This is a genomic window from bacterium (assembly GCA_035380285.1).
Taxonomy (GTDB): domain Bacteria; phylum Auribacterota; class Erginobacteria; order Erginobacterales; family DAOSXE01; genus DAOSXE01.
This window is the reverse complement of sequence record DAOSXE010000003.1, coordinates 1-26,828: the sequence shown is the minus strand read 5'-3', so window position 1 is coordinate 26,828 and position 26,828 is coordinate 1. Positions and strand designations below refer to the sequence as shown.

The 26,828-nt window shown below is 62.4% G+C and carries 29 protein-coding genes and 2 rRNA genes; 7 read left to right on the top strand and 24 right to left on the bottom strand.

Translation table 11 applies throughout. From position 1 onward, the window contains the following. Positions 1-60: 60 nt before the first annotated feature. From fabF to recG, 10 genes are all read right to left on the bottom strand, one after another. Positions 61-1,299 carry a beta-ketoacyl-ACP synthase II gene (gene fabF, locus PLZ73_01805; GenBank protein HOO76603.1) on the bottom strand — a complete coding sequence of 413 codons (1,239 nt, stop codon included), beginning with the start codon at positions 1,297-1,299 and terminating at the stop codon, positions 61-63. A gap of 94 nt (positions 1,300-1,393) precedes the next feature. Next, positions 1,394-1,633: an acyl carrier protein gene (gene acpP / locus PLZ73_01800; protein HOO76602.1), complete on the bottom strand. Its 240-nt coding sequence runs from the start codon at positions 1,631-1,633 to the stop codon at positions 1,394-1,396. Between the two features lie 56 nt (positions 1,634-1,689). Beyond that, positions 1,690-2,430 (bottom strand): 3-oxoacyl-[acyl-carrier-protein] reductase, encoded by a 741-nt coding sequence (gene fabG, locus PLZ73_01795; GenBank protein ID HOO76601.1) that lies wholly within the window; start codon positions 2,428-2,430, stop codon positions 1,690-1,692. Positions 2,431-2,506: 76 nt separating this feature from the next. Next, on the bottom strand, positions 2,507-3,487 hold the full coding sequence (locus PLZ73_01790) for a beta-ketoacyl-ACP synthase III (GenBank protein ID HOO76600.1): 981 nt from the start codon (positions 3,485-3,487) through the stop codon (positions 2,507-2,509). Between the two features lie 10 nt (positions 3,488-3,497). After that, positions 3,498-4,499: a phosphate acyltransferase PlsX gene (gene plsX / locus PLZ73_01785; GenBank protein HOO76599.1), complete on the bottom strand. Its 1,002-nt coding sequence runs from the start codon at positions 4,497-4,499 to the stop codon at positions 3,498-3,500. A gap of 3 nt (positions 4,500-4,502) precedes the next feature. Next, positions 4,503-4,685: a 50S ribosomal protein L32 gene (rpmF, locus tag PLZ73_01780; protein HOO76598.1), complete on the bottom strand. Its 183-nt coding sequence runs from the start codon at positions 4,683-4,685 to the stop codon at positions 4,503-4,505. A gap of 47 nt (positions 4,686-4,732) precedes the next feature. Beyond that, on the bottom strand, positions 4,733-5,200 hold the full coding sequence (locus PLZ73_01775; protein ID HOO76597.1) for a DUF177 domain-containing protein: 468 nt from the start codon (positions 5,198-5,200) through the stop codon (positions 4,733-4,735). Next, entirely contained in the window at positions 5,197-5,685 is a 489-nt protein-coding gene (gene coaD, locus PLZ73_01770) for a pantetheine-phosphate adenylyltransferase (protein ID HOO76596.1), read from the bottom strand. Before coaD ends, PLZ73_01775 begins: the two co-directional genes overlap by 4 nt. Then, entirely contained in the window at positions 5,685-6,275 is a 591-nt protein-coding gene (gene rsmD / locus PLZ73_01765) for a 16S rRNA (guanine(966)-N(2))-methyltransferase RsmD (GenBank protein ID HOO76595.1), read from the bottom strand. The genes coaD and rsmD overlap by 1 nt, the downstream gene beginning before the upstream one ends. Positions 6,276-6,308: 33 nt before the next feature. Next, the gene (recG, locus tag PLZ73_01760; protein ID HOO76594.1) at positions 6,309-8,393 is read right to left on the bottom strand and encodes an ATP-dependent DNA helicase RecG; all 2,085 of its coding nucleotides are present in this window, start codon (positions 8,391-8,393) and stop codon (positions 6,309-6,311) included. Between the two features lie 63 nt (positions 8,394-8,456). On the opposite strand from recG, the gene rpmB reads away from it, so the two are divergent. Next, entirely contained in the window at positions 8,457-8,684 is a 228-nt protein-coding gene (gene rpmB, locus PLZ73_01755; protein ID HOO76593.1) for a 50S ribosomal protein L28, read from the top strand. 48 nt (positions 8,685-8,732) lie between these two features. On the opposite strand, the gene secD is transcribed toward rpmB, so the two are convergent. Genes secD through tgt form a run of 3 tightly spaced genes read right to left on the bottom strand, consistent with a single transcriptional unit; the run spans position 8,733 to position 13,002 of the window. Next, positions 8,733-11,468, bottom strand: a complete 2,736-nt coding sequence (gene secD, locus PLZ73_01750; protein HOO76592.1) for a protein translocase subunit SecD — start codon at positions 11,466-11,468, stop codon at positions 8,733-8,735. Between the two features lie 24 nt (positions 11,469-11,492). Then, entirely contained in the window at positions 11,493-11,861 is a 369-nt protein-coding gene (gene yajC, locus PLZ73_01745; protein ID HOO76591.1) for a preprotein translocase subunit YajC, read from the bottom strand. A gap of 34 nt (positions 11,862-11,895) precedes the next feature. Beyond that, complete coding sequence (gene tgt, locus PLZ73_01740) at positions 11,896-13,002, bottom strand: tRNA guanosine(34) transglycosylase Tgt (protein ID HOO76590.1); 1,107 nt, start codon at positions 13,000-13,002, stop codon at positions 11,896-11,898. Positions 13,003-13,528: 526 nt separating this feature from the next. Here tgt and ruvA point away from each other — a divergent pair. The 4 genes from ruvA to queA are packed head-to-tail and all read left to right on the top strand — an operon-like array spanning position 13,529 to position 16,758. After that, on the top strand, positions 13,529-14,143 hold the full coding sequence (gene ruvA / locus PLZ73_01735; protein HOO76589.1) for a Holliday junction branch migration protein RuvA: 615 nt from the start codon (positions 13,529-13,531) through the stop codon (positions 14,141-14,143). After that, positions 14,136-15,167: a Holliday junction branch migration DNA helicase RuvB gene (gene ruvB, locus PLZ73_01730; GenBank protein HOO76588.1), complete on the top strand. Its 1,032-nt coding sequence runs from the start codon at positions 14,136-14,138 to the stop codon at positions 15,165-15,167. Before ruvA ends, ruvB begins: the two co-directional genes overlap by 8 nt. Next, entirely contained in the window at positions 15,164-15,706 is a 543-nt protein-coding gene (locus PLZ73_01725) for an epoxyqueuosine reductase QueH (protein ID HOO76587.1), read from the top strand. Before ruvB ends, PLZ73_01725 begins: the two co-directional genes overlap by 4 nt. A gap of 11 nt (positions 15,707-15,717) precedes the next feature. After that, positions 15,718-16,758 carry a tRNA preQ1(34) S-adenosylmethionine ribosyltransferase-isomerase QueA gene (gene queA / locus PLZ73_01720; protein ID HOO76586.1) on the top strand — a complete coding sequence of 347 codons (1,041 nt, stop codon included), beginning with the start codon at positions 15,718-15,720 and terminating at the stop codon, positions 16,756-16,758. Between the two features lie 25 nt (positions 16,759-16,783). Here queA and ruvC read toward each other — a convergent pair whose 3' ends face one another. From ruvC to PLZ73_01680, 8 genes are all read right to left on the bottom strand, one after another. Next, complete coding sequence (gene ruvC, locus PLZ73_01715; protein HOO76585.1) at positions 16,784-17,311, bottom strand: crossover junction endodeoxyribonuclease RuvC; 528 nt, start codon at positions 17,309-17,311, stop codon at positions 16,784-16,786. A 7-nt stretch (positions 17,312-17,318) separates the two neighbouring features. Beyond that, on the bottom strand, positions 17,319-18,068 hold the full coding sequence (locus PLZ73_01710; protein HOO76584.1) for a YebC/PmpR family DNA-binding transcriptional regulator: 750 nt from the start codon (positions 18,066-18,068) through the stop codon (positions 17,319-17,321). A gap of 10 nt (positions 18,069-18,078) precedes the next feature. Further along, complete coding sequence (gene fusA / locus PLZ73_01705; GenBank protein HOO76583.1) at positions 18,079-20,166, bottom strand: elongation factor G; 2,088 nt, start codon at positions 20,164-20,166, stop codon at positions 18,079-18,081. A gap of 205 nt (positions 20,167-20,371) precedes the next feature. Next, on the bottom strand, positions 20,372-20,929 hold the full coding sequence (gene efp / locus PLZ73_01700; protein HOO76582.1) for an elongation factor P: 558 nt from the start codon (positions 20,927-20,929) through the stop codon (positions 20,372-20,374). A gap of 33 nt (positions 20,930-20,962) precedes the next feature. Beyond that, positions 20,963-21,262 carry an antibiotic biosynthesis monooxygenase gene (locus PLZ73_01695; protein ID HOO76581.1) on the bottom strand — a complete coding sequence of 100 codons (300 nt, stop codon included), beginning with the start codon at positions 21,260-21,262 and terminating at the stop codon, positions 20,963-20,965. Positions 21,263-21,350: 88 nt separating this feature from the next. After that, positions 21,351-21,929, bottom strand: a complete 579-nt coding sequence (locus PLZ73_01690) for a hypothetical protein (GenBank protein HOO76580.1) — start codon at positions 21,927-21,929, stop codon at positions 21,351-21,353. Next, positions 21,922-22,518, bottom strand: coding sequence for a biotin transporter BioY (locus PLZ73_01685; GenBank protein ID HOO76579.1), 597 nt, complete (start codon positions 22,516-22,518; stop codon positions 21,922-21,924). The genes PLZ73_01690 and PLZ73_01685 overlap by 8 nt, the downstream gene beginning before the upstream one ends. Positions 22,519-22,620: 102 nt before the next feature. Further along, positions 22,621-23,760, bottom strand: a complete 1,140-nt coding sequence (locus PLZ73_01680) for a THUMP domain-containing protein (protein HOO76578.1) — start codon at positions 23,758-23,760, stop codon at positions 22,621-22,623. A 157-nt stretch (positions 23,761-23,917) separates the two neighbouring features. On the opposite strand from PLZ73_01680, the gene pdxS reads away from it, so the two are divergent. Beyond that, positions 23,918-24,832 (top strand): pyridoxal 5'-phosphate synthase lyase subunit PdxS, encoded by a 915-nt coding sequence (gene pdxS / locus PLZ73_01675; GenBank protein ID HOO76577.1) that lies wholly within the window; start codon positions 23,918-23,920, stop codon positions 24,830-24,832. A gap of 21 nt (positions 24,833-24,853) precedes the next feature. Continuing rightward, positions 24,854-25,477 carry a pyridoxal 5'-phosphate synthase glutaminase subunit PdxT gene (pdxT, locus tag PLZ73_01670; GenBank protein HOO76576.1) on the top strand — a complete coding sequence of 208 codons (624 nt, stop codon included), beginning with the start codon at positions 24,854-24,856 and terminating at the stop codon, positions 25,475-25,477. A 175-nt stretch (positions 25,478-25,652) separates the two neighbouring features. On the opposite strand, the gene PLZ73_01665 is transcribed toward pdxT, so the two are convergent. From PLZ73_01665 to PLZ73_01655, 3 genes are all read right to left on the bottom strand, one after another. Further along, positions 25,653-26,078: a hypothetical protein gene (locus PLZ73_01665; protein ID HOO76575.1), complete on the bottom strand. Its 426-nt coding sequence runs from the start codon at positions 26,076-26,078 to the stop codon at positions 25,653-25,655. Between the two features lie 130 nt (positions 26,079-26,208). Further along, positions 26,209-26,325: ribosomal RNA gene (rrf, locus tag PLZ73_01660) — 5S ribosomal RNA — on the bottom strand. Positions 26,326-26,417: 92 nt separating this feature from the next. Then, positions 26,418-26,828 (bottom strand): 23S ribosomal RNA (locus tag PLZ73_01655); the annotation flags it as partial.

The window sequence follows — 26,828 nt, the reverse complement described above, 5'->3', positions numbered from 1 at the left end:
ATCGCCTCGCACCCTTCTTCGGGGTTCCCTCGAAGCGATCGGGGTCAGAGCGGATCCGGGTTAAAATGCCTTGAGAATCAGTGTCGAGTTGTGGCCTCCGAAGCCGAAAGAATTGCTCATGGCGACGGCTATCTTCCCTTCCCGGGCCTGGTTGGGGACGTAATCGAGATCGCATTCGGGATCGGGGTGCTCGTAATTGATGGTGGGAGGAATAGCGCCCTCTTTCATAGCCAACAGGCAGGCGATCGCCTCGAACGCCCCGGCGGCGCCCAGCAGGTGCCCGGATACCGACTTGGTCGAACTGACGGGCAGGCGGGAAGCGCCCGCGCCGAAGACGGTTTTGATCGCCATGGTTTCGTACTTGTCGTTGAGAGGAGTCGAGGTGCCGTGCGCGTTGATGTAGTCGACGTCGGCGGCGGAGACGCCGGCATCGGCCATGGCATTGGCCATACTCCGGGCAGCTCCTTCTCCGTCCGGAGCGGGAGCGGTGAGGTGGTAGGCGTCGGAAGTGGCGCCGTATCCGGCCAGTTCCCCGTAAATTCGGGCGCCCCGGGCGCGGGCGTGCTCCAGCTCTTCCAGGACCAGCATGGCCGCGCCTTCGGACATGACGAACCCGTCACGTTCGGCGTCGAACGGCCTCGACGACCCGGCGGGGTCGTCGTTGCGGCAGGACATGGCCTTCATCGAACAGAACCCCGCCAGCCCCAAGGGGGTAATCGGAGCTTCCGCGCCGCCGGAAACCACGACATCGGCCATGCCGTGGCGGATCGCCAGCAGGGCTTCTCCCAGGTTATGGTTGCCGGTGGCGCAGGCGGTGACCACGGAAAGGTTGGGACCTTTCATCCCGAAATGCATGGCGATGTTGCCGGGAAGAAGATTGATGATCATCATCGGGACCAGAAGCGGGGATATCCGCCCCGGACCGCGCTCGAGCAGGAGCTGGTGCTGGGCTTCTATCGTGGCCAGACCGCCGATGCCGGAACTGGCGTACACCCCGACCCGATTGGGGTCCACCGAGGCCATCTCCAACCCGGCATCCTCCACCGCCTGCATCGCCGCCACCATGCCCAATTGACAGAACCGGTCCATCCGCTTGGCTTGTTTGCGGTCGAGAACCTGGTCGATCTCCAGGTCCTTCACGACGCCCGCGATCTGGGTGGGAAAGGAAGAGACGTCGAACGCTTCGATTTTGCTCAGGCCACTCTTCCCGTTGACCAGAGAATCCCAAACCGCCGGAACGGTATGGCCGACCGGGGTCACCGCCCCGATACCGGTTACTACCACTCTCCTGCCGGACATGAACACACCCCCTGAATAAGACCTTTGTCCTTCCCCCGGAGACCCGGGGGAAGGACAGTTCGTATCGGCTGCCGATGGTCGATCCGTTCTGGAATCAGCCGTTGGCGTGCTCTTCGATATACTTGATGGCGGCCCCGACCGTGGTCAGCTTTTCGGCATCCTCATCGGGAACGTCGATCTCGAACTTCTCCTCGAGCGCCATCACCAGCTCGACGGTGTCGAGCGAATCGGCGCCGAGGTCTTCAATAAAAGAAGCTTCCGGAGTAACCTCATCGGGGTTCACTCCCAACTGCTCCACGATAACTTCCCTTACCTGCTGTTCGATGTTCTCCATCTTCTCTCCTCCGTTTTCCCGGCAGACAGGCCGGATTACAGGTTGGACGACTAATACTATATATACATTCCCCCGTCAACCACCAGCACATGGCCGGTGATATAGGCGGCCGCGGGCGACGCCAGGAAAACCACGGCCGAGGCCACGTCCCCCGGAACGCCCATTCTCCCCAGGGGGATCCCGGCGACCATCTTTTCCCTTATTTCCTGGGGGATTTTATCGGTCATGGCGGTCTCGATAAAGCCGGGAGCGACGGCATTGACCCGGACCGACCGGGGGGCCATTTCCCGGGCCAGAGACTTGGTCAATGCGACAACCCCGCCTTTGGATGCGGAGTAATTTGCCTGTCCGGCGTTTCCCATCAGACCCACAATCGACGCGATGTTGACGATGACTCCGGAACGCTGTTTCATCATCGGCCGGGCGACGGCGCGACAGACATTGAAGGTGCCTTTTAAATTAACGTCGAGAACCGCTTCCCAGTCATCGTCGCTCATCCGTACCAGAAGCGAATCCCGGGTGATCCCGGCGTTGTTGACCACTATATCCACGGCCCCCCAGAGGTCAAGGACTTTGTTGACCCCGGCGACGACGCTGGAAGGTTCGGCGACATTGACACCGAAAGCGGCGGCTTGTCTGCCTTTTTCCTTGATTTCGGCGACAACTCCGGAGCAGTCGGAGTCCTTGAGGTCCATAACCGCCACGTCGGCGCCGGCGTCCGCCAACGCCAAGGCGATGGCGCGCCCGATTCCCCGCGCCGCGCCGGTCACTATCGCCCGCTTCCCTTCTAATTCCATCTCCTCCCTCCCGTCTGTGCTTCGAATTTTCCCGGGGCACCGCACTCTTCGCGGCGGCGGGGCCATTCCCTTCCCTTCACCATTCGATCAGGGTCGCTCCCCAGGTCAGGCCGCCGCCGAAGGCCACGAGCATGATCCGGTCGCCCGGTTTGAGGATCCCGTCGCGGTCCATCTCCGCCAAGGCGATGGGGACGGTGGCTCCCGACATGTTCCCCAGGCGGTCCACGTTGATGTAAACCCGCTCTTCGGGGATCCGCGTGCCCTTGGCGACCGCCTTCATGATTCTCAAGTTGGCCTGGTGCGGGACCAGCCAGGTGATGTCGTCGGGGCCGAGGCCGTTGCGGTCCAACAGCAGCTGGCAGGCGTCCGCCATCGAGGCGACGGCAACCTTGAAGGTTTCGCGGCCGGCCATGTGTATGCAGTTGAGCCGCTGGTCGAGAACCTCGTGGGTAACCGGCCGCGCCGAACCCCCGGCCGGAATCTCCAGAAGCCCTTCCCGGGATCCGTCCGCGCCGATGGTGTTGTCCACGATCCGGCCCCGGGAACCGTTCGCGGCGATGACCGCCGCCCCGGCGCCGTCTCCGAAAAGGACACAGGTGTTCCGATCGGACCAATCGACCACAGCGGAGACCTTTTCGGCGGCGACCAGGAGGATATTCCGGTAGCAACCGAGAGAGAGAAAGCCTCGGGCGATCTCGACTCCGTAGATAAAGGCGGTGCACGCGGCCGAGTAGTCGAAAGCGGGGATCCGGCTCAAGCCCAGCCGGGCCTGGAGAAGACAGCCGGCGGCGGGCAGGGGTTTGTCGGCGGTGAAGGTTCCCAGGAGTATGCAGTCGATATCGGACAGTTCCAACCCGGCCGCCGCCACCGCCCGGCGGGAGGCCTGTTCCGCCAGGTAGGAGACGGTTTCTTCTTCGGATGCGATCCTCCGTTCGCGGATGCCGGTCCGGGTCACGATCCACTCGTCGGAAGTATCTACCATCTTTTCCAGGTCGGCGTTGGAAAGGACCTTTTCCGGAAGAAACAAGCCGGTGCCGATGATGGATGCGGTCTGCATGACTCCTCCTCTACTCTGCCGTTTGGCTGACGGCGGCGCTGATCTTATCATTCACTTTTTCCCGAGAATATCGTACGGCCGCGCCGAGAGCGCAGCTTATGGCGCGGGGCGTGGAAGCTCCATGACAGATAATACAGGTTCCTCGTACCCCCAGCAACGGCGCTCCGCCGTATTCTTCGGGGGAGATCCGCTTCCCCAGCCTCTTAAAGACCGGGCGCAGCAGCCACCCTCCGATCGATCGAAAGACGTTGCCGCGGAGCTCCCCGGTCAGCATCCCCTGGATGGCGGCGGCGACGCCCTCGGAAGCTTTGAGCAGGATGTTGCCGACGAACCCGTCGGCGACGACGACGTCGGCTTCTCCCATGAAAATTCTGCTGGCCTCGATATTGCCGATGAAATCGAGATCGGCGGCGGCCAACAGCTGATGAGCCCCTCTCGTCAATTCGTTGCCTTTCCCGGATTCGGAGCCGATGTTCAACAACGCCACCCGGGGACGCGCGCGGCCGCAGGCGAAATCAAAATAGCGAGCCCCCATCAGGGCGAATTGGAGAAGATGGGCCGGGCGACTGTCGGTGTTGGCCCCGGCGTCGAGAAGAGCGAAATAACCGCGAGCCGACGGCATCAGCGTACAGATGGCCGGTCGTTCCACCCCGGGCAGCATTCCCAACACCATCCTGGCTCCGGCAGCCGCGGCGCCCGTGTTCCCGGCGGTAACGACCGCGTCCGCCCCGCCCGAAGACGCCAGTTCCAGGGCCTTGAGCACCGAGGCCTCCCGTTTTCTTCTCAGCCCCTGCAGGGGGGGATCGGCCATTCCGATGACTTCGGAGGCGTGAACGATCTCCAGGTTCGGGGGGAGGGGCCGCCGAAGATCCAGGGCCCGCTCGATCCGAACGCGGTCCCCGACCAAAAGAATTTCATGGCCGGCGGCAACCGTGCGGGCCGCTTCCAGCGCGCCCAAGACCTCGACGTCCGGAGCCCCTTCGGACCCCATGGCGTCAAGGGCTATTTTCACGAATCAGGCCTCTTCGATCTGAACGACGATCTTTCCTTTGTAATATCCGCAGTGGGGACAAACCCGGTGGGATTCCTTCGGAGAACGGCAATGGGGGCACTCCGAAATGCTGGGAGTCGCAGGCATTACGGGGCTGCGCCGCATCCGCTTTTTGCTTTTAGAGGTTCTTCTTTTCGGAACGGCCATCGGCGTACCTTCCTTCGTTTATCTCTGTTCGCTCCCGGCCGCCGCCGCTACTCCAGGACGGCAAAGGGAGAATCCGGGACCCGCCCCGAGCATCCGCACGGCCCCAGGTTGAGGTTGCGGCCGCAGCTCGGGCATAGCCCCCGGCATTCTTCCGAGCAGAGAGGTTTAACCGGGAAAGCCAGGATAGTATATTCGCGTACGATCCCGGTCAAGTCGATAATCTGCTCGGGGGAAGTCACGGTGAATTCCGCGAAAACCTCGGGTTCGACGACGTCGGACTCGTACTCTTTCAGGCAGCGGGAACATTGAAAACGCGACCGAACCGCAACCTTCCCCCGCGCCAACACCATCTTTCCCGCCCGGGTGAGTGCGAAGTCATACTCGATCGGAGAAGCGACCGCCGTTCCGGGGTCGAGTTCGCCGAGCAATTCCGGGTCCGCCGCGCCCCGGGTGACGATCCCTTCGGTGCCGATTTCCCAAACCGGGAACGACAGCCCGGTTTTCGCACCCGTCACCGGGACCCCCCGATTTTTTCCCGAAACGCGGCCGCAACCACCGCGGGAACGAAGGCCGAGATATCCCCGCCGAGAACGGCGACTTCGCGGGTCATGCTGGAACTGAGATAGGTGAAAGGCTCGGCCGGCATTAAAAAAATAGTTTCCAGCGACGGGACCATCTTGCGGTTGGTCAAGGCCATCTGGAATTCATATTCGAAGTCCGAAACCGCTCGCAACCCCCGGATCATCACCTCGGCTCCCCGGGAACGGACATAATCGACCAGGAGACCGGAAAAACTGTCGACCTCGACCCCCGGAAATTTCCGGGTGGTTTCGCGCAAGAGAGTCAAGCGGGTTTCGAGATCGAAAAAGGGAGTTTTCTCCAGATTGCGGGCTACGGCCACGATCAGCCTGGGAAAAATGCGCACGGCCCTTTCGATCAGGTCGAGATGGCCGAAGGTCACGGGATCGAAACTGCCGGCGTACACGGCCGTTGCTTCCATCAGGCGACTCCTCCCCCCGAACGGGGGATCCTGCGGTAGATTACCACCCCTTCCGCCCCGTAGCGACGGCGGACCGCTTCGCGCCAACCATTCGGCGTCGCGGAAAGTTCCAACTTCCGGGGATATTCGACGACGGCTACCGCTTCCGGAGCGACCATAACACAGCCGTCGAGCAGCTCCAACAGCTTTTCCCCCTCGCCTCCGGGTTCGTGGAACCGGTAGGGAGGATCGGCGAAAATCAGGTCGAACGGAGGGACCGAAGACCGTTTCGCCCGCAACAGGGAAACCACTTCCCCGCGGCGGACGGCGGCTCGGGACGCCAGCCCCAGCCGGTCGATGTTCTCCCGGATAGCTCCGGCGGCTTCCTTCCAGGAATCGACGAACAGGGCCCGGGAAGAGCCTCGGCTGAGGGCCTCCAGGCCCAGGGCGCCGCTCCCGGCGTAAAGATCGAGAACCCGCGCCCCTTCCACCAGGTCCCCCAACAGGTCGAACATCCCTTCCCGGGCACGCGACCCCGTGGGCCGGGAACGGCTTCCCGGCGGGGTAACCAGGGGGCGCCCCTTGAACTCTCCGGCGATGATTCTAATCATCCTTCAGCCCCTTTCCCTCCGGTCGGGTCCGTTTCATATCCCTTCCTCCGCGCCGGCGGCGGGAAACCTCCGAGCCAGCATCCGCCCCAGGGGGCGGTGTTCTGCCAGAGAAAGTTCGGGATCGGTTTCCAGGAGAGCGCGGGCTTCGTTCCGAGCCGTCTCCAGTAACCGGTAATCGGCCAGGATGTCTCCGAAACGGAGTTCGGGAAGACCATGCTGCCGGATCCCGAAAAACTCCCCCGGCCCCCGTATTTCCAAGTCCCTGCGGGCGATGATGAAACCGTCGTCGATATCCCGCACCGTCTCCAGGCGGGCCCGCGCGTCCGGGGTCCGGGGATTGCCTTGAAGAATGCAGTAACCGGGATGAGCTCCCCGCCCCACGCGCCCGCGGAGCTGATGCAGCTGGGCCAGGCCGAACCGCTCCGCTCCCTCGACCAGCATGACGGAGGCGTTGGGAACGTCGAGCCCCAGTTCGACCACGGTGGTGGCGACCAGAACGTCGAGACTTCCAGAGGCGAAGTCCCGGCGGACATCTTCTTTTTCCTCCCCGCTCAAACGGCCGTGGATCAGGCCCACCCGCAAACCGGCGAAAGGGCCCCGGCGGAGGGCTTCGTAGTTGCCCCGGGCGCCGGCCTCGCCGTTCCCGGTTTCATCCAGCCGGGGATAGACGACAAAAGCCTGGCGCCCCGCTTCGACCTGAGTGCGGATGAACGCATAGGCTCCGCCGAGCTTGTCGGGGCCGATCCACCAGGTCTTGATCCCCGGACGCCCCGGGGGGAGCTGGTCGAGGACCGAGAGATCGAGGTCCCCGTAGACGAGGTAGGCCACCGTCCGGGGGATGGGGGTCGCGGTCATCACCAGGACATGGGGAGAGCCGGTCCGGGAAGCGAACGTAGTCTTCTGCCTGACCCCGAAACGCTGTTGTTCGTCGATCACCACCAACCCCAGCCTCCGAAAGTCGATTGTGCGGCTTAACAGCGCCTGGGTTCCCACCACGACATCGACGGCGCCCGACGCCAACCCCAGCTCGAGACGGCGCCGGTCAGCCGTTGAAAGCGAAGCGCCGAGGTATTCGACCGAAACCCCGCGGGAGGCGAACAGGCTCCGGATCCGGCTTTGGAGTTGGCGCGCCAGGACTTCGGTCGGGGCCATCACCGCGCCCTGGGCGCCGCAAACCACGCTGAACAGCAGGGCCGCGGCGGCTATCAGCGTTTTCCCCGACCCGACGTCGCCCATAAGCAGCCGGCTCATCGGAGCCTCCCCCGCCATGTCCGCCGCTATTTCCCCGAACGCGCGGTTCTGGGCCCGGGTGGGGACGAGGGCACAATCCTCCAGGAACGCTTCCACCTCGACCCAGCGTCCGGGATCGTGGCGACAGGCGCGTTCGCGGCGGCGGCGTTCACGGCGCATCCCAAGCAGCGCCAGCTGCAGAAGCAGGAATTCCTCGAGAATCAGCCGGCGCCGCGCGGCCTCCAGCGCCTCCCAGGTGGAGGGGAAATGCAGGTTCTTCCAGGCTTCCGGGCGGGGGGGAACCGCCCAGCGCCGCCGCAGATCGGCGGGGAGATCGTCGTCCCCCTCCAGCAGTTCCAGCGCCGCGCGGACCGAACGACGCAGTATTTTCGGAGGCACTCCGTCCAACGCCGGATAAACCGGCAAAATGCCTTCCTCCCGGAGGGCGCCGGGAAGACAGATATCCGGGTTCACCAGTTGCAACCGCCCGTAACGGCCGACCTTACCCGCGCAGACCAGCGTTTCCGCCGTCCGCAGCATTCCGGAAAGATAGGGCTGGTTGAACCAAACACAGGGGAGCGTGCCGCTTTCGTCCTCGAGCATGATCCGAACCGGGCGGCGCCGGCCCCGGGGAGGACCGCTGCGCAGTTGCCCGACCCGGCCTTCCACCACCGCCTCCATCCCCTCCCGCAACTCAGCGATCGGCGTCCTCCAGCGCCGGTCCAGATAGGCCCGGGGGAGATACTCGAGCAGATCGCGCGGGGTCCGGATACCGGCCCGGCCCAGGCTTCGGGCCCGGGCGGGGCCGATCCCATCCAGCCCGTCGACGGGGCCGTTCAGGAGGGAATTTGCCCGGGACGAAACGTCTTTTTTCCCTTGTTGCGGCATTTTCGCTTATGGTACAAGGTAGCGCTTTGCGTAACAACTTCCACTGAAATTCGGAGCCGAACGATGTCTAAGATTTGTGCTGTATGCGGGAAGGGCCCCCATGCGGGGCGGTCGATTACCCGAAGGGGTATGGCGAAAAAGAAGGGCGGCGTGGGGAAAAACATCACCGGCGTCAGCAAACGCACGTTCTACCCCAACCTCCAGAAAGTGCGCGCCGTGGTCGACGGCCGGGTTCAGACCGTCCGGGTCTGCGCCAAGTGCATTAAGGCGGGCAAGATCGTCAAACCCTGATCCCCCGCCTTCCCGGGATCCCTCGCCGAATCCGTTCCCGGCCTGCCTTCAGCCCTGATTCCGTTTTTCATGCCAGAAAAGCAGGAAGGGGCTGGCGATAAAGATCGAGGAATACGTCCCCACCACCACTCCGACCATCAGGGCGAACGCGAAGTCGTTGATGACCGCGCCGCCGAAGAGGAAGAGGAAGACGACCACGATAAAGGTCGTCACCGAGGTGAGGATGGTCCGGGAAAGAGTCTCGTTGATGCTGCGATTGATGATCTGAGCCAGGGGCTGGCCCCGCATCGCCTTCATGTTCTCCCGGATCCGGACGAAGACCACGATGGTATCGTTGAGCGAATAACCGACGATGGTCAAAAGCGCCGCGATCAGCGGAACGCTGAACTCCCGGATGGGGAAAACGAAGAGGCCGGCCAGCAGACCTACCGTAATGATGACGTCGTGGGCCAGCGCCAGGACCGCCCCCAGGGCGAATTTGAATTCCTTGAACCGGAACCAGATGTAGGCCATGATCGCGCCCAGCGCCAGAACCACCGCGCCCACCGCCTGGGTCCGCAGCCGGTGCCCGACCTTGGGCCCCACCATTTCGGTACGCTGCTCGTACAGGCCGGCGTCGATGGAATCCTCCAAGGCCTTCTTGATGGCGGCGTCGACGATCTCGGGGTCCTCGACCGAAGCCCGGATGATCACCCCGCGGCCCTCGTCGAAACTCTGAACCGAGGCATCGCCCAAATCGATACCGGAAAGGATGGTGCGGATTTCGCCTGCGTCCACGGGCCTCGTAAATTGCCGCTGGATCAAAATACCCCCGCTGAAATCGATGCCGAAGTTCTTTTCCCCGTTGTAGATGAAGGCGGCGACGGAGAGGACGATCAGGCTTCCGGAAACGGCGAAGGCGAACTTGCGTTTGCCGATGAAGTCGATATTGGGATGGCTGAGAAAGCGCAGCATGGTCAGCCCGGTGAATCCGCGGCTCAGGCAGAGCAGGTCGAATACGGTCCTAGTAACGACCAGGGCGGTGAACATGCTGGTGATGATGCCGATGGTCAGGGTCAAGGCGAAGCCCTTGATCGGGCCGGCGGTGGGGAGGAAGGCGAATCCGAACGGGTTGAGAAGCACCAGGGCGGCGATGATCGTGGTCAGATTGGCGTCGAGGATGGTGACGAACGCTTTCTGATACCCGTTGGCGATGGCCTGCTTGATCCCCTTGCCTTCGTCCTGTTCCTCACGGATGCGCTCGAAGATGAGGACGTTGGCGTCGACCGCCATCCCGATGGTGAGAATGATTCCGGCGATACCGGGAAGGGTCAGCGTCGCTTTCACCCCGAACAGGGACGGAAGTAGGCTGAGCGCGCCCACGATGAGAACGATGTTGAGGCAGAGGGCGAAATCCGCCACCAGCCCGGCCAGGAGGTAATAGGCGGCCATGAAGAGTACGACCACGATCAACCCGGCCACGGCGGCCTTGATACCTTTCCGGATCGAATCCTCTCCCAGGGAGGGCCCGACGGTCCGTTGTTCCTTGACCATGAGCGGGGCCGGATAGGCTCCGGCCGAAAGCTGGCTGGAAAGCAACCGGGCCTCGTCCACGTTGAAGTGCCCTTCGACGTACCCTTCCCCGTGCGGGATATGGGTCCGGATCAGGGGAGCCGAAAGCACCTTGCCGTCCAGGAGAATGGCCAGCCGGCGACCGGGGGGGTTGTCTTCGGCGTTATACTGCTGGGTGACGCGCGAAAATATCCTCGCTCCCTTTTTGTCGAACTTGAAATGGACGATCGGTTCCCGGCTGGTGGGGAGGAAGCCGAGCCAGGCCGCAGTCAGGGTTTCCCCGGTCAGTTCCGGCTTTTCCCGGACCAGGAGCTTTTCGACCCGGGTCTGCTTGTTCTTTCCCGTCGTTTCATAGCTTTTCAGCTCGAACCCGGGCGGGGCCTGGCCGGTCTCCAGCGCCTTGGCCAGACGTTCTTCGTTGTCGTCAACCAGGCGGAACTCGAGAAACGCTTCTCCTTGAATCAGGTCCATCACCTGCTCGGGGTTGCTCACCCCCGGCATCTGGATCAGGAGTTCGTTGTCGCCCTGAACCTGGATTTCTGGTTCGGCCACGCCGAACTTGTCCACCCGGGTCCGGAGAATATCGAGAGAACCCCGGTTGGCCTGGTCCAGTTCCTCTTCGAACATGGAGAACACTTTTTCATTGGTGTCGGGGACATCCTTCTCCTCGAGCCCGTATTTTTCCCGGTAATGTTCGGCGTAATAGCGGGGCAGGTCGAGATCTCGTGAAGCGGCCTCCGATTTCAGGATTTCCAGGGGGGTCCGAATCGAGCCCCGGGCTTTTTCGGCGGCGGCGGCGATAAACTCCCGGAACTGTTCGTCGGTATTGACCGCCCCCTTCTTGAAAAATTCGATGTCGTCGATGGCCAGAATGACGTGGATTCCGCCCTGGAGGTCCAGACCCAGATTGATGTTGCCGGCGGTATCGCGGGCGATATGCCGCAGCACCTTCTGGTTATCTTCGTAGCCGGGAAAATAACGGGTCAGATCCAGCCCCATTTCCCGGGCCTTGTCCTGGAGGATCTGAACGGCCGAGAGGGGAACTTTTTTTCGGCCCGCGGCGTACTTGACGTCCAGGGATTTGACCAGATCCTGGAATTGGGCGTCCTGATTAACGGCGTTCTCTTCCAGATAGGTCCGCACGTCGATTTCGCCCAGGGGCAACGACGCCCAGACGAACCCGGCCACGACCAGCACGATCAGCAACACCTTCCATCTCAGGTTTTTATCCATTCTGCGTACCCCTGCCGGTTCGGCTCAACTCTCGGAAGTCTTTTCAACCACCCGGCTGATGCTGGACCGGCTGACCTCGATCTTCACGTTTTCGGCGATTTTGACGGTTACGGTCTGTTCCTTGACCCCGGTGACCACTCCGTGGATCCCGCCGGCGGTCACTACTTTATCCCCCTTCTCCAAACCGGAGACCAGCTTCTGATGATCCTTCTGCCGCTTCTGCTGGGGACGAATCATCAGAAAATAGAGCAGTGCGAAAATGAGAACGATGGGAAGGAAACCCATCAACCCGCTGCCCTTGCCCCCTTCGCCGCCCGCAGGGGCGCACCCCATCCCTCCGCCGCCCTGCCCTCCTCCCGGAGGGGCCGACATCGCCATCGGTATGTATTTCATCGCTTGCTCCTTCCCGCTGTATCGTTCGTGTTGTCTATTGCGTTTCCCCGGATTCGAATTCTTCCAGAAACCGGTCGCGAAACGCGCCGAATTTCTCTTCCGCCACGGCCCGGCGCGCGTCGCGCATCATTTCCAGGTAAAAATGGAGATTATGCCATGTGCCCAGACGTGCCCCCAGCACCTCTCCGGCATTGAAAAGATGACGGAGGTAGGCCCGGGTGTAGTTGCGGCAGACGTAACAGCCGCAGTTCTCTTCGATCGGGCGGTGATCGTCGCGGTAGCGCGCATTTCTGACCACCACCTTTCCTCTCCGGGTGAAGACGGTGCCGTTGCGGCCGTAGCGCGTGGGCACGGTGCAGTCGAACATGTCCACTCCGAAAGCCAGCTGAACCACGATATCGTCCGGCGTTCCCGAACCCATGAGGTAGCGGGGCTTCTCCCCGGGCAGCAACGCCGCGGTAAGTTCGGCCAGTTCGTACATCAGCGGTTTCGGTTCTCCCACGCTCAACCCCCCGATCCCGTAGCCGCAGAAACCGATCCCCTCCATCTCCTCCACGCTCCGGCGCCTGAGATCCTCGAATACGCCGCCCTGAATGATTCCAAAGAGCACTTGACCGTCGTCGGGGTGGGCCCGGCGACAGCGGAGCGCCCATTCTATGGTCATGTCCAGGGAGGCGCAAGCATATTCATGTTCGCTGGGATAGGGGGGGCATTCATCCAGAGCCATCATGATATCCGAACCCAAAATCCGCTGGATTTCCACTGAGAGCTCGGGGGTGAGGCTCCGGAGGTCGCCGGAAATATGGTCCCGGAAGACGACTCCCTCTTCGGGAGAAATCTTCCGAAGATCCGCCAGGCTGAAAACCTGGTATCCGCCGGAATCGGTGAGAATGGGCCCGTCCCAGTTCATAAACCGATGGAGTCCGCCCGCGTGTTCCATGACCTCGAGCCCGGGACGGAGCCAGAGATGGTAGGTGTTGCCGAGGACGATCTCGGCCCCCACCTCCTTCATTTCTTCCGGAGTCATGCACTTGACCGTCCCCTGAGTGCCCACCGGCATGAAACACGGGGTGTGGACCGTCCCGTGAGCCAGTTCCAGCATTCCCAGGCGCGCCGACGTCGCCCGGTCCCGTTTTGTCACCGAAAATCGCAACCCGCCTCCTTCGCGAAAAAAAACTTCTACACCAAATCCACATCGATTTCAGCAATTAACTCCCCCCTCCGCCCCTGAAGATCTTTGCACCTGATTGACTCTGATTACTCTGATTAAGAGAAATTCGGATTTCAGAACCATGGAGGAAAGGCCGAGGTGTCTTGCTCTATGCTGCTTCGACCATGAAGGACATGAAGAGGAGAGAAAGAGGGTGAGGTGGGGAGATTTTACGCCCTGCGCCCTGCGCTCCTCGCTCCGCCCCATACCCTCCCTTGGGGCCGAGGTCGGGGGCTACTGAATTCTGAATACTGTATTCTGAATTCTTCCCCTAAAGCCCAAAGGGTTCGGTGCGCCCTGCGTCCACTCCTGAACCCCGAACCCTGAACCCTAGAGTGGTCCTGCGGTGGGCTCTTACCCTATGCCCTATGCTTCGACATGGTGAGTTCCCGGCCCGGTTAGCTGTTGGAGGAACCGGCCCGGCGGATATATACTTTATGATTACGGAGACCGAACGATGATCGAATATATCCGGGGAACGTTGGAAAAAAGCGGGACCGATTACTGCGTGATCGAGGCCGGAGGCATCGGGTACCGGATATACATCTCCCCCTCCACCCGCGAGTCCCTTCCTCCCGAAGGAGAACCCATCAAGCTTCATGTCTTCCACCAGGTTCGGGAAGCCGAACAGACCCTCTTCGGTTTCTCCAGATTGGAGGAGCGGGTACTCTTCGAACTTCTCCTGGGAGTGTCCCAGGTGGGACCCCGTCTGGCCCTGTCCGTGCTTTCGGGGCTGGCACCGGCGCTCTTCCGGCAGGCGGTGCTCAGGGAAGACGCCGCCCTGATATCCTCGGTCCGCGGGGTGGGGAAAAAAACCGCCGAGCGGATCGTTCTGGAGCTGAGGGACAAGGTTGCGGCTCTGCCGATCCCCACGGAGGCCGCCGGGGGCGGCGAAGAAAAGGGGCGTTACGGGGACGTCATCGCGGCCCTGGTCTCTCTCGGGTTCGGGAGGACGGAAGCGGCCGCGGCCCTGGACCGGGTGGCCGCCCCCGCGCGGAAGAACCTGGGCGCCGGGGAGCTGGTCCGCCTCTGCCTGGCTTCACTCGGCGAGCGCGGAGGAAGCGATGAATGATCGTTTCGTAGATTCCGCTCTCCACCAGAAAGACGGGAACCTGGACCTTAAACTCAGACCGACGGTGTTCGCCGATTTTATCGGGCAGGAGGCGGTCAAGGAGCGGTTGGGCATCACCCTGGCGGCGGCTCGGGAACGGGGGGAAGCCCTGGAGCACCTTCTCTTTTTCGGGCCCCCCGGCCTGGGTAAAACCACGCTCGCCCATATCGTCGCCGCGGAGATGGGCGCCGGCATCAAGATCACTTCCGGGCCGGCCGTGGAAAGGCCCGGAGATCTGGCCGGGCTTCTGACCAACCTCAAGGACGGCGATATCCTCTTCATCGACGAAATTCACCGCCTCTCCCACGTGGTGGAGGAGTACCTATACTCGGCCATGGAAGATTTCGTCATCGACATCATGATCGATCAGGGGCCCAGCGCCCGTTCGGTCAGGCTCAACCTCGCCCGTTTCACCCTCGTGGGCGCCACCACCCGGTACGGGCTTCTGAGCGCCCCACTCCGCAGCCGGATGGGGCTGGTCAACCGCCTGGATTACTATCCGCCCGAAGAACTCCACCGGATCGTGACCCGGTCGGCCGGGCTGCTGGGAATCGATATCGATCCGGAGGGCTCCCTGGAAATCGCGCGGCGGGCGCGGGGGACTCCCCGTATCGCCAATTCTCTTCTCAAACGCGTCCGCGACTACGCCCAGGTCAGGGCCGACAACCGGATCACCAGGGAAACGGCCCACGAAGCCCTGGGCATGCTGGGGATCGACGAGGAGGGGCTCGACGAAATGGACAAGCGCATCCTTCGCATCATCGTCGAACACTTCGACGGAGGGCCGGTGGGCATCGATACGATCGCGGTCGCCATCGGCGAGGAAGGAGACACGATCGCCGAGGTCTACGAGCCTTTTCTCATTCAGAAAGGCTTCCTGAAACGGACCCGGACCGGGAGAATGACCACCGAGCGGGCCTGCCGGCACCTGGGATGGGAACCCGGTCCCGGGACCCAAGGCGAACTCTTCCCCGGCAAGGGATGAAAGTCCTTCTTCATGTCTGTTGCGGCCCCTGCGCCACTTGGCCTTTTCAAGCCCTGGAAGAAGAGGGGCTGGAGGCCGACGGTTTTTTCTACAACCCCAACATCCACCCCTACCGCGAATACCGGGCCCGTAGGGAAGGAGCCGAAAGCCTGGCCGGGCAATCCGGCCGGCGCCTCTTGACCGACGCCGGATACGATATGCCCGAATTCTTCCGGCTCGTGGCCGGCCGGGAAACCGACCGCTGCCGTCTCTGCTACCGCTTGCGGCTGGAAAGGACGGCCCGGGCCGCCGCCGAGCGCGGCTACGGGGCCTTCACCTCCACTCTGCTTCTGAGCGTGCATCAGCGCCATGGGCTCGTTCGGGAAGAGGGGGAAGCGGCGGGGGCGGCGGCCGGGATCGACTTCCTCTACCGGGATTTCCGGACGGGGTGGAAGGAACACTGGGCCTTGACCGACCGTTATCGGCTGTACAAGCAACAGTATTGCGGCTGTCTCTACAGCGAGTACGAACGTTTCGCCCGAGCGGCCGGGCGTTCCTGAGCGAAACGGCGGTGAAGACCAGCGATTTCGAGTATGACCTCCCTCCCCGCCTTATCGCCCAGCACCCGCCCCCGCGAAGAGAAGATTCGCGGTTGATGGTCCTGGAGCGGGACGGGACACTCCGCCATCTTCGTTTTCCCGCCATCCTCGACTACCTGGGGCCCGGCGACCTGGCGGTATTCAACGACACCCGGGTCGTCCCCGCGCGCTTGAGGGGGACACGCCCGGGAACGGGGGGAGGGGCCGAAATCCTCCTGCTCCACTCCCGGGAAGACCGGGGCTGGAACGTCCTTCTCCGCCCGGCGCGGCGGACGCGGACCGGAACGGTCGTCGATCTCGGCGAAGGCGTCAGGGGAACGGTCCGGGGGCGCGACGAAACCGGAACGGTGATCATGGATTTCTCGGGTACCGCCGACCTGGCGGCGTTCGCCCGCCGACACGGCTCGGTCCCTCTCCCCCCCTATATCCGGAGAAAGAATTCTTCCCCGGCAACCGCGGCCCGGGACCGCGAACGGTATCAAACCGTCTATGCCGCCCGGGACGGCGCGGCCGCGGCTCCCACCGCCGGACTCCATTTCTCCCGGGAACTGTTGCGGGAGATGGAGGGCCGGGGGACGGCCCGAACCTTCGTCACCCTCCACGTCGGCTACGGGACCTTCCAGCCGGTGAGAACCTCCGAGATCGAGGAACACCGTATGCACGCCGAACATTATGAAATTACGGAAAACAGCGCCGAGGCGATCAACCGGCAGGTCCGGGAAGATCGTCCCCTCTGGCTGGTGGGTACGACCGCGGTCCGAGCCCTGGAAAGCGCCGCCGATGAAAACGGACGGATCGCTCCAGGGGCGCGGTGGACGGACATCTTCATCGTTCCCGGTTACCGTTTCCGCCTCCCCTTTCGCCTCCTTACCAACTTTCATCTTCCCGCTTCCACCCTGCTTATGCTCGTCTGCGCTCTGGCCGGGAAAGAGCGGATATTGGACGCCTACCGGGAAGCCGTCCGACGGGAATACCGGTTCTTCAGCTACGGAGACGCCATGCTCATTCTCTGAGCCCGGCGCACTCCCGAAAAGGCCTTCAGCCTCCGGAACTTTCGAGAGAGGCGAGCCGCAGGTCGTGAAGACAGGCGATCCCCAGGGCGAGCGCGTCGGAAATATCGAGAGGGTCGGGCGGGGAGGAAAGCCCCAGAATAAGCGTTACCATCCCCTGAACCTGGATTTTATCGGCCTGCCCCCGGCCCACCACCGCCTTCTTCACCCGGCGGGGAGCGTAGGAAACGACCCGCACCCCGGCGGCGGCCGCGGCCAACCGGCAGACCCCCAGCACTTCTCCCAGCTTCAGCGTGGAGCGCGCGTTGCGGTGGTAGAAGGCGTCTTCCAGTGCCACCACGTTCGGGGCCCACTTTCCCAGCAGTTCCCGAATCGTTTTGTGGATCAGCAGCAGTTTGTCCGGAGCGGACCCCTTCCGGGGAGGACGGATACAGCCGCATTCGAGCAGGACCGGGTCGCCCCCTCCCCGGGCTTCCAGCACTCCGTATCCGGCCACGATGGTGCCGGGGTCGATAGCCAGGACCCGAACCGATCTGAGCTGGCGCCCGGAATCCACGGCGGGATCAGTCTTCGAGTTCCGCCAGAATCTCGTCGGGGATGTCGAAGTTGGAGTAGACGTTCTGGACGTCCTCATGGTCTTCGAGGGCGTTGACCAGAGCCCACACTTTTTTGGCGTCTTCTCCCGAAACTCGAATCTCGTTCTGGGGGATCTGGGTGATTTCGGCCAGGGACGGTTCGATGCCGGCCTCTTCGATCGCGGCTTTCACCACCTCGAACTCGGCCAACCCGGTCATGATCTGATAAGCGTCATCCTCGACCCGGAAATCCTCGGCGCCGGCGTCAAGGGCCAAACCGAAAAGGGTCTCTTCCCCGATCGCGGATTTTTCCACGGTTATCAGGCCCTTCTGCTCGAACATCCAGGCCACCGCCCCGGGACCGCCCATGTTCCCTCCCCTTTTGTCGAAGATGTGCCGGATCTCGGCGGCGGAACGGTTTTTATTGTCGGTCAGGATTCGAAGCATGATCGCGACGCCGCCGGGCCCGTAACCTTCATACACCAGCTCTTCGTAGGTCACTCCCGGGAGCTCGCCCGTCCCTTTCTTGATCGCCCGGTCGATGTTCTCGGCGGGCATGTTGGCGGCTCGGGCCGCTTGGATCGTGGTCCGGAGGCGGGGGTTGGTCTTGATATCCCCCCCGCCGTCGCGCGCCAGGACGGTGATTTCCTTGCTCAGGCGACTGAAGATCTTTCCCCGCTTGGCGTCCGCCGCGCCTTTCTTATGCCGGATACTGTGCCATTTGGAATGACCGCTCATCGGCTACCTCCTACTCTTCCTCCTGCTCCTGTTTGACCTCGGCGATGATCTTCTGGGCGATGACGGAGGGAACCTCCTCGTAATGATCGTATTCCATGGTAAAGTGACCGGCGCCCCCGGTCATGCTCCGCAGTTCGGTCGAATACTTGAGAAGCTCCGCCATCGGCACCAACGCGTTGACGACCTGGCTGGCGCCCTTGGGGTCCAGCCCCAGGACCCGGCCCCGGCGGGAATTGAGATCTCCGGTTACCGCGCCCATATACTCGGTCGGTACGGTGATCGCCACTTTCATGATCGGTTCCAGCAGAACCGGGCGCGCGGCCCGGCATGATTCCTTGAACCCCTGACGGCCGGCGATCTGGAAAGCTATGTCCTTGGAATCGACCGGATGGGTCTTGCCGTCGTAAACGGTGGCGATGACGTCGACGACCGGGAACCCCGCCAGGGGGCCCTTGGCCATGGCCGAGAGATAACCTTTTTTGACGCTCTGCACCAACTGGGATGGGATGTGCCCCCCCACCACTTCATCCATGAACAGCAGTTTTCCGCCCCATCCGAGCTCGATAAGTTCCCGTCGGGCCTTTCCTTCGCTGTTCTCCGCGCCCTCGGTGTAAGGTTGAACATGCATCCAGACCTCGGCGAACTGGCCGGCGCCCCCGGTCTGCTTCTTATGCCGGTACTTGGTCTCTCCCCGGGAGGTGATGGTCTCCTTGTAGGCCACCTTCGGCTCCCGGAGTTCGATTTCAACCTTGAAATTCTGCTTGAGCCGATTCACCGCCACCTGAAACTGCACATCCCCCATACCGGTGAGAACGAACTCGCCGGTCATGGGGTTGCGGTCCATCCTCAAGGTCGGATCCTCGCTGATGATTTTGGGGAACGCTTCCGCGATCTTGTCTTCGTCGCCGCGGTCCTTGGCGTAGACGGCGGCCAAGGTGGTCGGGGAGGGAAACTTGATGGGAGGGAAAACATAACGATGCCCCGGGTCGCACAGGGTGTCCCCGCTGGAGGTGTTCTTGAGCTTGGGAAGCGCCACGATGAAGCCGGGGGCGGCCTGCTCGATGCTCTGCTGTTCCTTCCCCTTGATCAGGAGGATGTGCCCCACCCGTTCCTTGGAGGCGCTGGTGGCGTTGAATATTTCGGCGTCCGCCTTCAACGTGCCCGCCCAGATCCGGGCGAAGGAGATCTGCCCGACGTAGGGATCGTTGACACTCTTGAAAACCTGGGCGCACAGGGGCTCGGATGCGCCGGGCTTCACCGTTTCGTCTCCCACTCGGACTTCTCCCCGGGTTTCGGGGGAAGGGAAAAGATCGCAGATCCCGTCCAGCAGCTCCTTGACCCCTTTCCCGCTCAGGGCGGCCCCGGCGAAAACGGGGGAGACCTTCCCCTGGGTAAAGGCGTTGCGGAAACCCTCGTTGATCTCTTCGGGGGTAAGCTCCCCGGTCTCGAAATATTTTTCCAACAGGGCGTCGTCCGATTCCGCGGCCGCTTCGATCATGCTCTCCCGGATTTTAGCCATCCCTTCCCGGAGGGCGGGATCGACTTTATCCTCGATCCCTTCCTCGGACAGCTTGCACACGGCCGAAAAAGCCGGGTGGGTGCCGTCGGGCAGGGTTACCGGCACCAGAGCGCGGGACGCTCCTTCTTCCAGCGCGCTCAGGGTCGAGGAAAAATTCGAATGTTCCTTGTCGAGTTTACTGATGAAAAAGCCGATGGGGAGACCCTGTTCCCGCGCGGCTTCCCAGACGCGGAGGGTTCCCACCTCCATCCCCGCGACCCCGTCCACCACGATGACCACGGCGTCCACAACTTCCAGAGTCAATGCAACTTCTCCGTAAAAATCAGCGTACCCCGGAGTGTCGATGAGGAATATATCCTTACCGCCGTACCGGCAATTGAGCGGCGTGGCCCGGATGCTGATCTTGCGCGCCTGTTCCTCCGAACCGGTGTCGGAAAGCGATGTTCCCTGATCCACGCTTCCCTGGCGGGTATTGGCTCCGGCGGCAAACATGACGGCATCCACCAGCGTGGTTTTCCCGCTTCCATTCGCCCCGATAATGCCGATAGTGCGGATATCGCCGACTTTAAGCTCTGCCATGATGTTCATCCTCGCTCGGGTTGTATAGTTGCCGAAATCGTGCAGGGGGTTATATCACACCCTTCTTCCCGCGGGCAAGCCATGTCGACGGTTCCGATCGCCGCGCGGGCTTTCCTCCGGACACCGGCCGGAACGCGCGCGGGCGGGGGGACGGCCCGGAACATGCGCCGGAACCGGGGATCGGAACCGTCCCCGCTCCTCGATTTCAGGCTCGGCTCAGATAGTCGCCGGTGCGGGTGTCGATTTTAACGACCTCCCCGGCCTTGATAAAGAGCGGGACCTGAACCTCGATCCCGGTTTCCAGCTTCACCGGCTTGCGGACATTGGTGGCGCTGTCGCCCTTGACCCATTCGGGGGCTTCGACCACCTTGAGATTGATGCTGGAAGGGAGGTCGAGCTGTAAAGGAGTCGATTCGTAGAAAACCACGTCGTACGCGGCGCCTTCCACCAGGTAACCCCGGGAAGGGTCGACCAGATCGGCCGGCACCGGAACCTGATCGAAGGTATCCGTATCTATGAAAACGTAATCGTGGCCGTCGCGGTAACTGTACTCGAGCTTGCGCCGAACCAGGGGAACGATTTCCACCGTCTCCGTCGAGGAAAATCTGGTTTGGCTGGACTTACCGGTTCTGAGATTGCGCATCGTCGCCTGGACGTACGCCCCGCCCTTCCCGGGTTTGACCCGTTCGAGGTCGAGGACGACATGCAGGTCCCCGTCCTTGTTGACGGCGTTGCCCTTTCTCAAATCGTTGGCGATGGCCATCCGTCGCTCTCCTTTCCGGTGGCGGTTGCGGGGTTATTTCGGGAGGTCGAAGTAGAGAATTTCCTGCACTTCCCGTTCGGGCGCGGTGGAGTAGAGGGGATAGCCCGCGCGCTGCTCGAGAAACATGTTGTCCTCCACCCCGCCGTCGGCCGCATCGCGGTTTTTCCAGACGGTGATCGCCTGGACCTGCTGCTGGCGGGGGCGGTCGATCAGGTAGAAACCGCGGTAACCGGGCTGACGGCTGACCTCGGGGACGATGTAATCCCGGTAGAGCTCCCGCAATTCTTCGATCTTGCCTTCCTTGATATTGATCGTAAGGATCTGAGCGTACATCGCAAACCTCCGCTTTGAACGGTGTCGCAGACATTGTATGCAGGGCGCAGGTTCCTGCAAAGAGGGAATTGTCCCCCCACCGGCGTCTTCAAACCGGTTGCGGTTTCCTCTTCCCGCCGCCACCCGGGGCGGAACCGGCTATGTCGGGAGAGAGCATTTCGGGGCTGCGCACGACGCGGCGGGCGGATTCGGTGAAGAGCCGGGACGGGTCCACCGCGACCCCGATCCGGGGGAGGTCCAGCCGATCGGCGTCCCAACAGGCCCAAACGGTCGGATCCTCGGTCACGCGCTCGTGGGTGTGGTGGCGGCAGGCGAAAGCCAAGGTTTCCTTCTCGGCGCGGGTGAGTCCCAGGTCGCCGGGTGAAAACAGCTTCAGAAAATCGGCGGCCCGGGGGCCGTGGCCCCGGTCGCTGCCGTCGTTCAGACGCCGGCAGTCGTGAAAGCAGGCGAACCAGGCCGCCACCAGGCCGTTCGCCTGCTCGCGCCGGCAGATATAGGCGCCGAACCACGCTACCCGTTCCCAGTGAGAGATGCCGTGTATCGACTCCGGATCCACCGCCATGTTCCGGATCAAATCCGAAACGACGGCGGCGGCGCCGGGCGGCGGGGGAATACCCGGGAACAGCGCCTGGCCGACGTCCCGGAAACCGGTCAACTTCTCAATCATCCCCGACCGGGAACCGCCGCTCCAGGAAGCGGGTTCCGGTGTAGGCGGCGATCACTTTGAGTAAATCGCCGAACAAAAACGGGTAGAAACCAAGCGCGGCCGCCGTCGCCCAGCCGGTTCCGACGACGATTTTCAGGACGACGGTTCCCGGAATCAGAATAAACGCGATATCCCCCAGGTAGAAAAGCCCGCATTGAAGCTGCGGCCTCAGACCCCGGAACCGCACCTGCCGGAAAGCCCACCCCGAGATCCCGGCAAAAAGAACGAACCCGGCCAGGTAGCCGGCGGTAACGCCGCTCCATATGCCGATCCCGGAAGCGGCGCCCGTGAAAACCGGCAACCCCGCCGCTCCCATCGCGGCATACGCCGCCATGGAAACGATGCCATAGCCCGGCCCGAGCAACATTCCGCTGGAAAGAACGAACAGGGTTTGGAGGGTCAGGGGAACCGGAGTGAAAGGAAGCGGGATCCGGACCTGAGCTCCCACCGCGGTCAGGCAGGCGAACGCGACGGCGAGGGTCATTTTAAGCCAGGTTTCCCGAACCGAAAGAATGCGGAAACTCAAGGGCACGGTAGCGACGGTGTTCATGGGACGCTTCCTCCTGTGACGACGATCCCGGCTCTGATGCCTTATATCGAACTATGATAGCCAGTTTGGGGAACCGCGGCAAGAGCGGAGCGCCGCCGCGACCTAGTACAGTTCGTATTTGGCCAGGCGCCCTTCAAGGCCGCCGCTGACCAGAAGCCTCTTCCAGGAAGGTTTCAGGCCTATATTCTTGATGAATTCGCGGTTGCCGAAATAGATATAAGCGGTCGCGCCCCGGCACCGCTGCTTGAGAAAATCGCCCAGGCGTCGGTAAAAATTCCCCAAGTCCGCCCCCTTCCCCAACCGCAAGCCGTATGGCGGGTTACAGACGATGGTCGTGTTTTCCAAACCTTCGAGATCGAAAACATCGCTTTCGACGATTTTGACGCGGCCTTCGGGATCGATCGCGGAGCAGTTGCGCAGCGCCGCCCGGACGGCATCGGGGGAGACGTCGCTGCCGGAGACGGCTCCGGGGGCGACCGGTCGTATCCCGCTCTCGGCTTCTTCCCTGACCGTCCGCCAGAGATCGGCGTCGAAATCGGGAAACCGCTCGAACCCGAACGACGGCCGCAAAAAACCCGCCGGAATCTTCGAAGCGCGCATGTAGGCTTCGCAGAGTATCGTCCCCGATCCGCAGAACGGGTCATACAGGGGCGTTTCTCCTTCCCATTCCGCATACGCGAGCACGGCCGCGGCCACCGTCTCCGCCATGGGCGCGGTCAGGCCGTCGTGTCGATACCCCCGCCGGTGGAGGGAACCTCCCGAGGCGTCCACGCTGAGGGTGGCCTTATTGCCGGCCAGATAAAGATGGACGCCGACATCCGGGTTCCGGGTGTCCACCGCGGGGCGCTTACCCGTGCGTTCCCGGAAATAATCGACCACCGCGTCTTTAACGCGCAGGGCCGCGTACCGGGAGTGCTTGACGCAACTGCGGCTCACGGATGCGGAAACCGCGAACGTCCGGCCCGGGTCGAGAAAATCCTCCCAGGCGATGGCCGCGGCTCCCCGGTAGAGGTCCCGCTCCGAACGGCACCAAAAGACCGTCAAAGGCGCCAGGACCCGGGAAAACAAGCGCCCCCGGTAATTAATGGCGTAAAAATTCTTAGGGGGCGCGCTGAAATGGATTCCGCGGTAATCGGAACGCGTCTCGACCGCGCCCAGAGCCCGCAATTCGGCCTGGGCGATATCCTTGACTTCTTCCGCCGTTTGAGCGAAGTAAGTGTCGGTTTCCTGGTAATGATACATCCCCGATCCTCCGGGCCGGTCGGGGAGAGGCTACCATACCCGGCGCCCGGGTCAAAAACCTATCGCGGGCGCGGCGCCCGGGAGTGGGGAAAGGCGAAATTAATGGTTCACGCCTTTCCGGGATCGGTAGTATATTTCGACAATAAAGGAGCCTTGGATGAACGCGAATAAAAACACCGGCGGGGCCCGAGCCGTAGCCGGAAGCTTTAAAGTCAAAGCGGGTTTGGCCCAGATGCTCAAAGGCGGGGTGATCATGGACGTCGTCACCCCCGACCAGGCGGTGATCGCCGAAAAAGCGGGAGCGGTGGCGGTAATGGCCCTGGAACGGGTCCCCGCCGATATCAGGGCACAAGGCGGCGTCGCCCGGATGTCCGACCCCGGTTTGATCAAAGAGATCATGGCCGCGGTGACCATTCCGGTTATGGCCAAGGCCAGAATCGGGCACTTCGTCGAAGCCCAGATCCTCCAGGCGCTCGGGGTCGATTACGTCGACGAGAGCGAGGTCCTCACCCCCGCGGACTCCCGGAACCACATCTGGAAACACGATTTCACCATTCCCTTCGTCTGCGGCGCCCGGAACCTGGGGGAAGCGCTGCGCCGGATCGCGGAAGGGGCGGCCATGATCAGAACCAAGGGCGAAGCGGGCACCGGCGACGTCGTCCAGGCCGTTTTTCATGCCCGGACGGTCCTCGGCGAGATCCGCCGGCTGCAGAACATGCCGCTGGAAGAGCTGACCTCTTACGCCAAGGAACTGGGAGCCCCCCTGGAACTGGTCGTGCAGACCCGGAAGGCGGGGCGGTTGCCCGTGGTCAATTTCGCCGCCGGCGGCATCGCCACCCCCGCCGACGCCGCCCTGCTCATGCAGATCGGTGTCGACGGCGTCTTCGTCGGCTCCGGGATCTTCAAGAGCGGAGACCCCGCCGGGCGGGCCAAAGCTATCGTCGAGGCCACCACCCACTATCAGAACCCCGAAATCCTGGCCCGAGTCAGCGCCAACCTGGGTGAGCCCATGGTGGGAATCAACGTTGACTCCCTGGACGAAAAGCAGCGGCTGGAAGGGCGCGGTTGGTAGGAACGCCGGGATCCGCTCCGGATGAAACGACCCCCTTCAGTTACCGGTGCGTCCCCGAGGATCGGCCTCCTTTCCCTCCAGGGGGCCTTCATCGAGCATGTCGGCATCCTCAGACTTCTCGGCGCCGAAGTGACCGAGGTCCGACTCCCCGCCCAGCTCGCTCCCCTTGACGGATTGATTATTCCCGGCGGCGAAAGTACGACCATGGGGAAACTGGCCGAAACTTTCGAACTGCTCGAACCCCTGCGCGTATTCAGCCGTTCCCGCCCTACCTGGGGCATCTGCGCGGGGATGATCGCCCTGGCCGCGGAAATCCGGGGGGAACGACCGCTGCTGGGAACGTTGGGCATTTCGGTGGTTCGCAACGCTTTCGGGCGGCAGGTGGACAGTTTCGAAATCGACCTGGATATCCCCGTGCTGCCCGGCGAACCCCGGCCTTTCCCCGCCGTCTTCATCCGGGCGCCTAAATTTGAGGCGGCGGAGCAGAAAAACCTGGTTATCCTGGCCCGGCTGCCCGACGGTTCCCCCGCCGCGGTCCGTCAAGAACACCTGCTGGCGACCTCGTTTCACCCCGAACTCACGGACGACCTCCGCTTCCATCAATATTTCCTGGATATGGTCGCGGAACACCGGGCCGGAAGTTAGGGTTCAGGGGAAGAATTCAGTAACCTCCGCCTCGGCCCCCCAAAGCGGTCCACAGATTTACACAGAGAGTTTTCGGGTTGTGAAGGCGGGATGAAGATGTCTCGGTGGAGACAGTGAGAAGCAAAGAGCATAGGGCATACCATAGAGAAAAAAACCTCTGTGGTTCAATTTTTTCTTATTCCAGTTCCGAGGACTCTCCCTGGACCGGTTCCGGGCGCCGGGGAAAGAAATGGATGAACCCCAGAATCGAACCCCCTTCGTTCCATTCGATCTTGCCGTCCGGGTCCATGACGATGTGGCTTCGTTCCCGGATCATCTCTCCCATGTACTGGAAGAGCACTTGCTCCGTCCTTACTTCCGGGAGCTCGACGGCGTCAACGGGTATCCAGAAGGTCCAATAATCGTCGATGTCGAGGCCGATGACTTCACGGAAACAATAAATGAAGAAGCGTCCGCATTTTCCGCACCGGGCGATGGACACCTCGAAACGATCGAGGCTGATCACTTCTCCCACCGGCTGCAGCATGGAGCGCAGGGTCTCGATCGTCAGCTGCTTCGCCTTCGCCAGTTCGATCAGGTCGCACTCCATAGCTCTCTCCATAGCGTATACCTGCGAAGTTTAACAGCGCTTCGGGCGATACACAAGGCGATCGACCACGCGCGCAAACCGCAACGCGCCCCTGAAAACGGGAGCCCCCGAAAGCCGAAGCTCCCGGGGGCTCTTAGAGAAAACCCCGCGACGACCTACTCTCCCTCCCAGTCTCCCGGGAAGTACCATCGGCTCAGAAGGGCTTAACGACCGTGTTCGGGATGGGAACGGGTGTGGCCCCTTCGACATGGTCACGGGGAAAATTTCTCGATCCCGCCGGGAGTAAAACTCCCGGCGGGATCGTCACAATTCGTATCCCCACGGAAAATCTACCGCGGAATCGGAAGAAATATGGCCAAGCCGATCGGCTTATTAGTACAGGTTAGCTGAACGTGTCGCCACGCTTACACACCCTGCCTATCAACCTGGTAGTCTGCCAGGTGCCTGATGGGGATGTCTCATCTTGGAGGAGGCTTGGCGCTTAGATGCTTTCAGCGCTTATCCTTTCCGAACGTAGCTACCCAGCAATGCCGTTGGCACGACAACTGGAACACCAGAGGTCCGTCAATCCCGGTCCTCTCGTACTAGGGACTGCTCTCCTCAGACATCCTGCGCCCACAACGGATAAGGACCGAACTGTCTCACGACGTTCTGAACCCAGCTCGCGTACCGCTTTAACCGGCGAACAGCCGGACCCTTGGGACCTTCTCCAGCCCCAGGATGCGATGAGCCGACATCGAGGTGCCAAACCGCGCCGTCGAT

Coding starts and splice junctions, on each gene's coding strand:
- rpmB (HOO76593.1), top strand. CDS start 8,457: ATGTCTAAGATTTGTGCTGTATGCGGGAAGGGCCCCCATGCGGGGCGG.
- PLZ73_01690 (HOO76580.1), bottom strand. CDS start 21,929: ATGATTGAGAAGTTGACCGGTTTCCGGGACGTCGGCCAGGCGCTGTTC.
- ruvA (HOO76589.1), top strand. CDS start 13,529: ATGATCGAATATATCCGGGGAACGTTGGAAAAAAGCGGGACCGATTAC.
- fusA (HOO76583.1), bottom strand. CDS start 20,166: ATGGCAGAGCTTAAAGTCGGCGATATCCGCACTATCGGCATTATCGGG.
- secD (HOO76592.1), bottom strand. CDS start 11,468: ATGGATAAAAACCTGAGATGGAAGGTGTTGCTGATCGTGCTGGTCGTG.
- efp (HOO76582.1), bottom strand. CDS start 20,929: ATGGCCATCGCCAACGATTTGAGAAAGGGCAACGCCGTCAACAAGGAC.
- rpmF (HOO76598.1), bottom strand. CDS start 4,685: ATGGCCGTTCCGAAAAGAAGAACCTCTAAAAGCAAAAAGCGGATGCGG.
- PLZ73_01725 (HOO76587.1), top strand. CDS start 15,164: ATGAAAGTCCTTCTTCATGTCTGTTGCGGCCCCTGCGCCACTTGGCCT.
- PLZ73_01685 (HOO76579.1), bottom strand. CDS start 22,518: ATGAACACCGTCGCTACCGTGCCCTTGAGTTTCCGCATTCTTTCGGTT.
- PLZ73_01695 (HOO76581.1), bottom strand. CDS start 21,262: ATGTACGCTCAGATCCTTACGATCAATATCAAGGAAGGCAAGATCGAA.
- ruvB (HOO76588.1), top strand. CDS start 14,136: ATGAATGATCGTTTCGTAGATTCCGCTCTCCACCAGAAAGACGGGAAC.
- acpP (HOO76602.1), bottom strand. CDS start 1,633: ATGGAGAACATCGAACAGCAGGTAAGGGAAGTTATCGTGGAGCAGTTG.
- PLZ73_01680 (HOO76578.1), bottom strand. CDS start 23,760: ATGTATCATTACCAGGAAACCGACACTTACTTCGCTCAAACGGCGGAA.
- rsmD (HOO76595.1), bottom strand. CDS start 6,275: ATGATTAGAATCATCGCCGGAGAGTTCAAGGGGCGCCCCCTGGTTACC.
- fabG (HOO76601.1), bottom strand. CDS start 2,430: ATGGAATTAGAAGGGAAGCGGGCGATAGTGACCGGCGCGGCGCGGGGA.
- PLZ73_01710 (HOO76584.1), bottom strand. CDS start 18,068: ATGAGCGGTCATTCCAAATGGCACAGTATCCGGCATAAGAAAGGCGCG.
- pdxT (HOO76576.1), top strand. CDS start 24,854: ATGAAACGACCCCCTTCAGTTACCGGTGCGTCCCCGAGGATCGGCCTC.
- fabF (HOO76603.1), bottom strand. CDS start 1,299: ATGTCCGGCAGGAGAGTGGTAGTAACCGGTATCGGGGCGGTGACCCCG.
- PLZ73_01790 (HOO76600.1), bottom strand. CDS start 3,487: ATGCAGACCGCATCCATCATCGGCACCGGCTTGTTTCTTCCGGAAAAG.
- PLZ73_01665 (HOO76575.1), bottom strand. CDS start 26,078: ATGGAGAGAGCTATGGAGTGCGACCTGATCGAACTGGCGAAGGCGAAG.
- coaD (HOO76596.1), bottom strand. CDS start 5,685: ATGGAAGCAACGGCCGTGTACGCCGGCAGTTTCGATCCCGTGACCTTC.
- recG (HOO76594.1), bottom strand. CDS start 8,393: ATGCCGCAACAAGGGAAAAAAGACGTTTCGTCCCGGGCAAATTCCCTC.
- yajC (HOO76591.1), bottom strand. CDS start 11,861: ATGAAATACATACCGATGGCGATGTCGGCCCCTCCGGGAGGAGGGCAG.
- pdxS (HOO76577.1), top strand. CDS start 23,918: ATGAACGCGAATAAAAACACCGGCGGGGCCCGAGCCGTAGCCGGAAGC.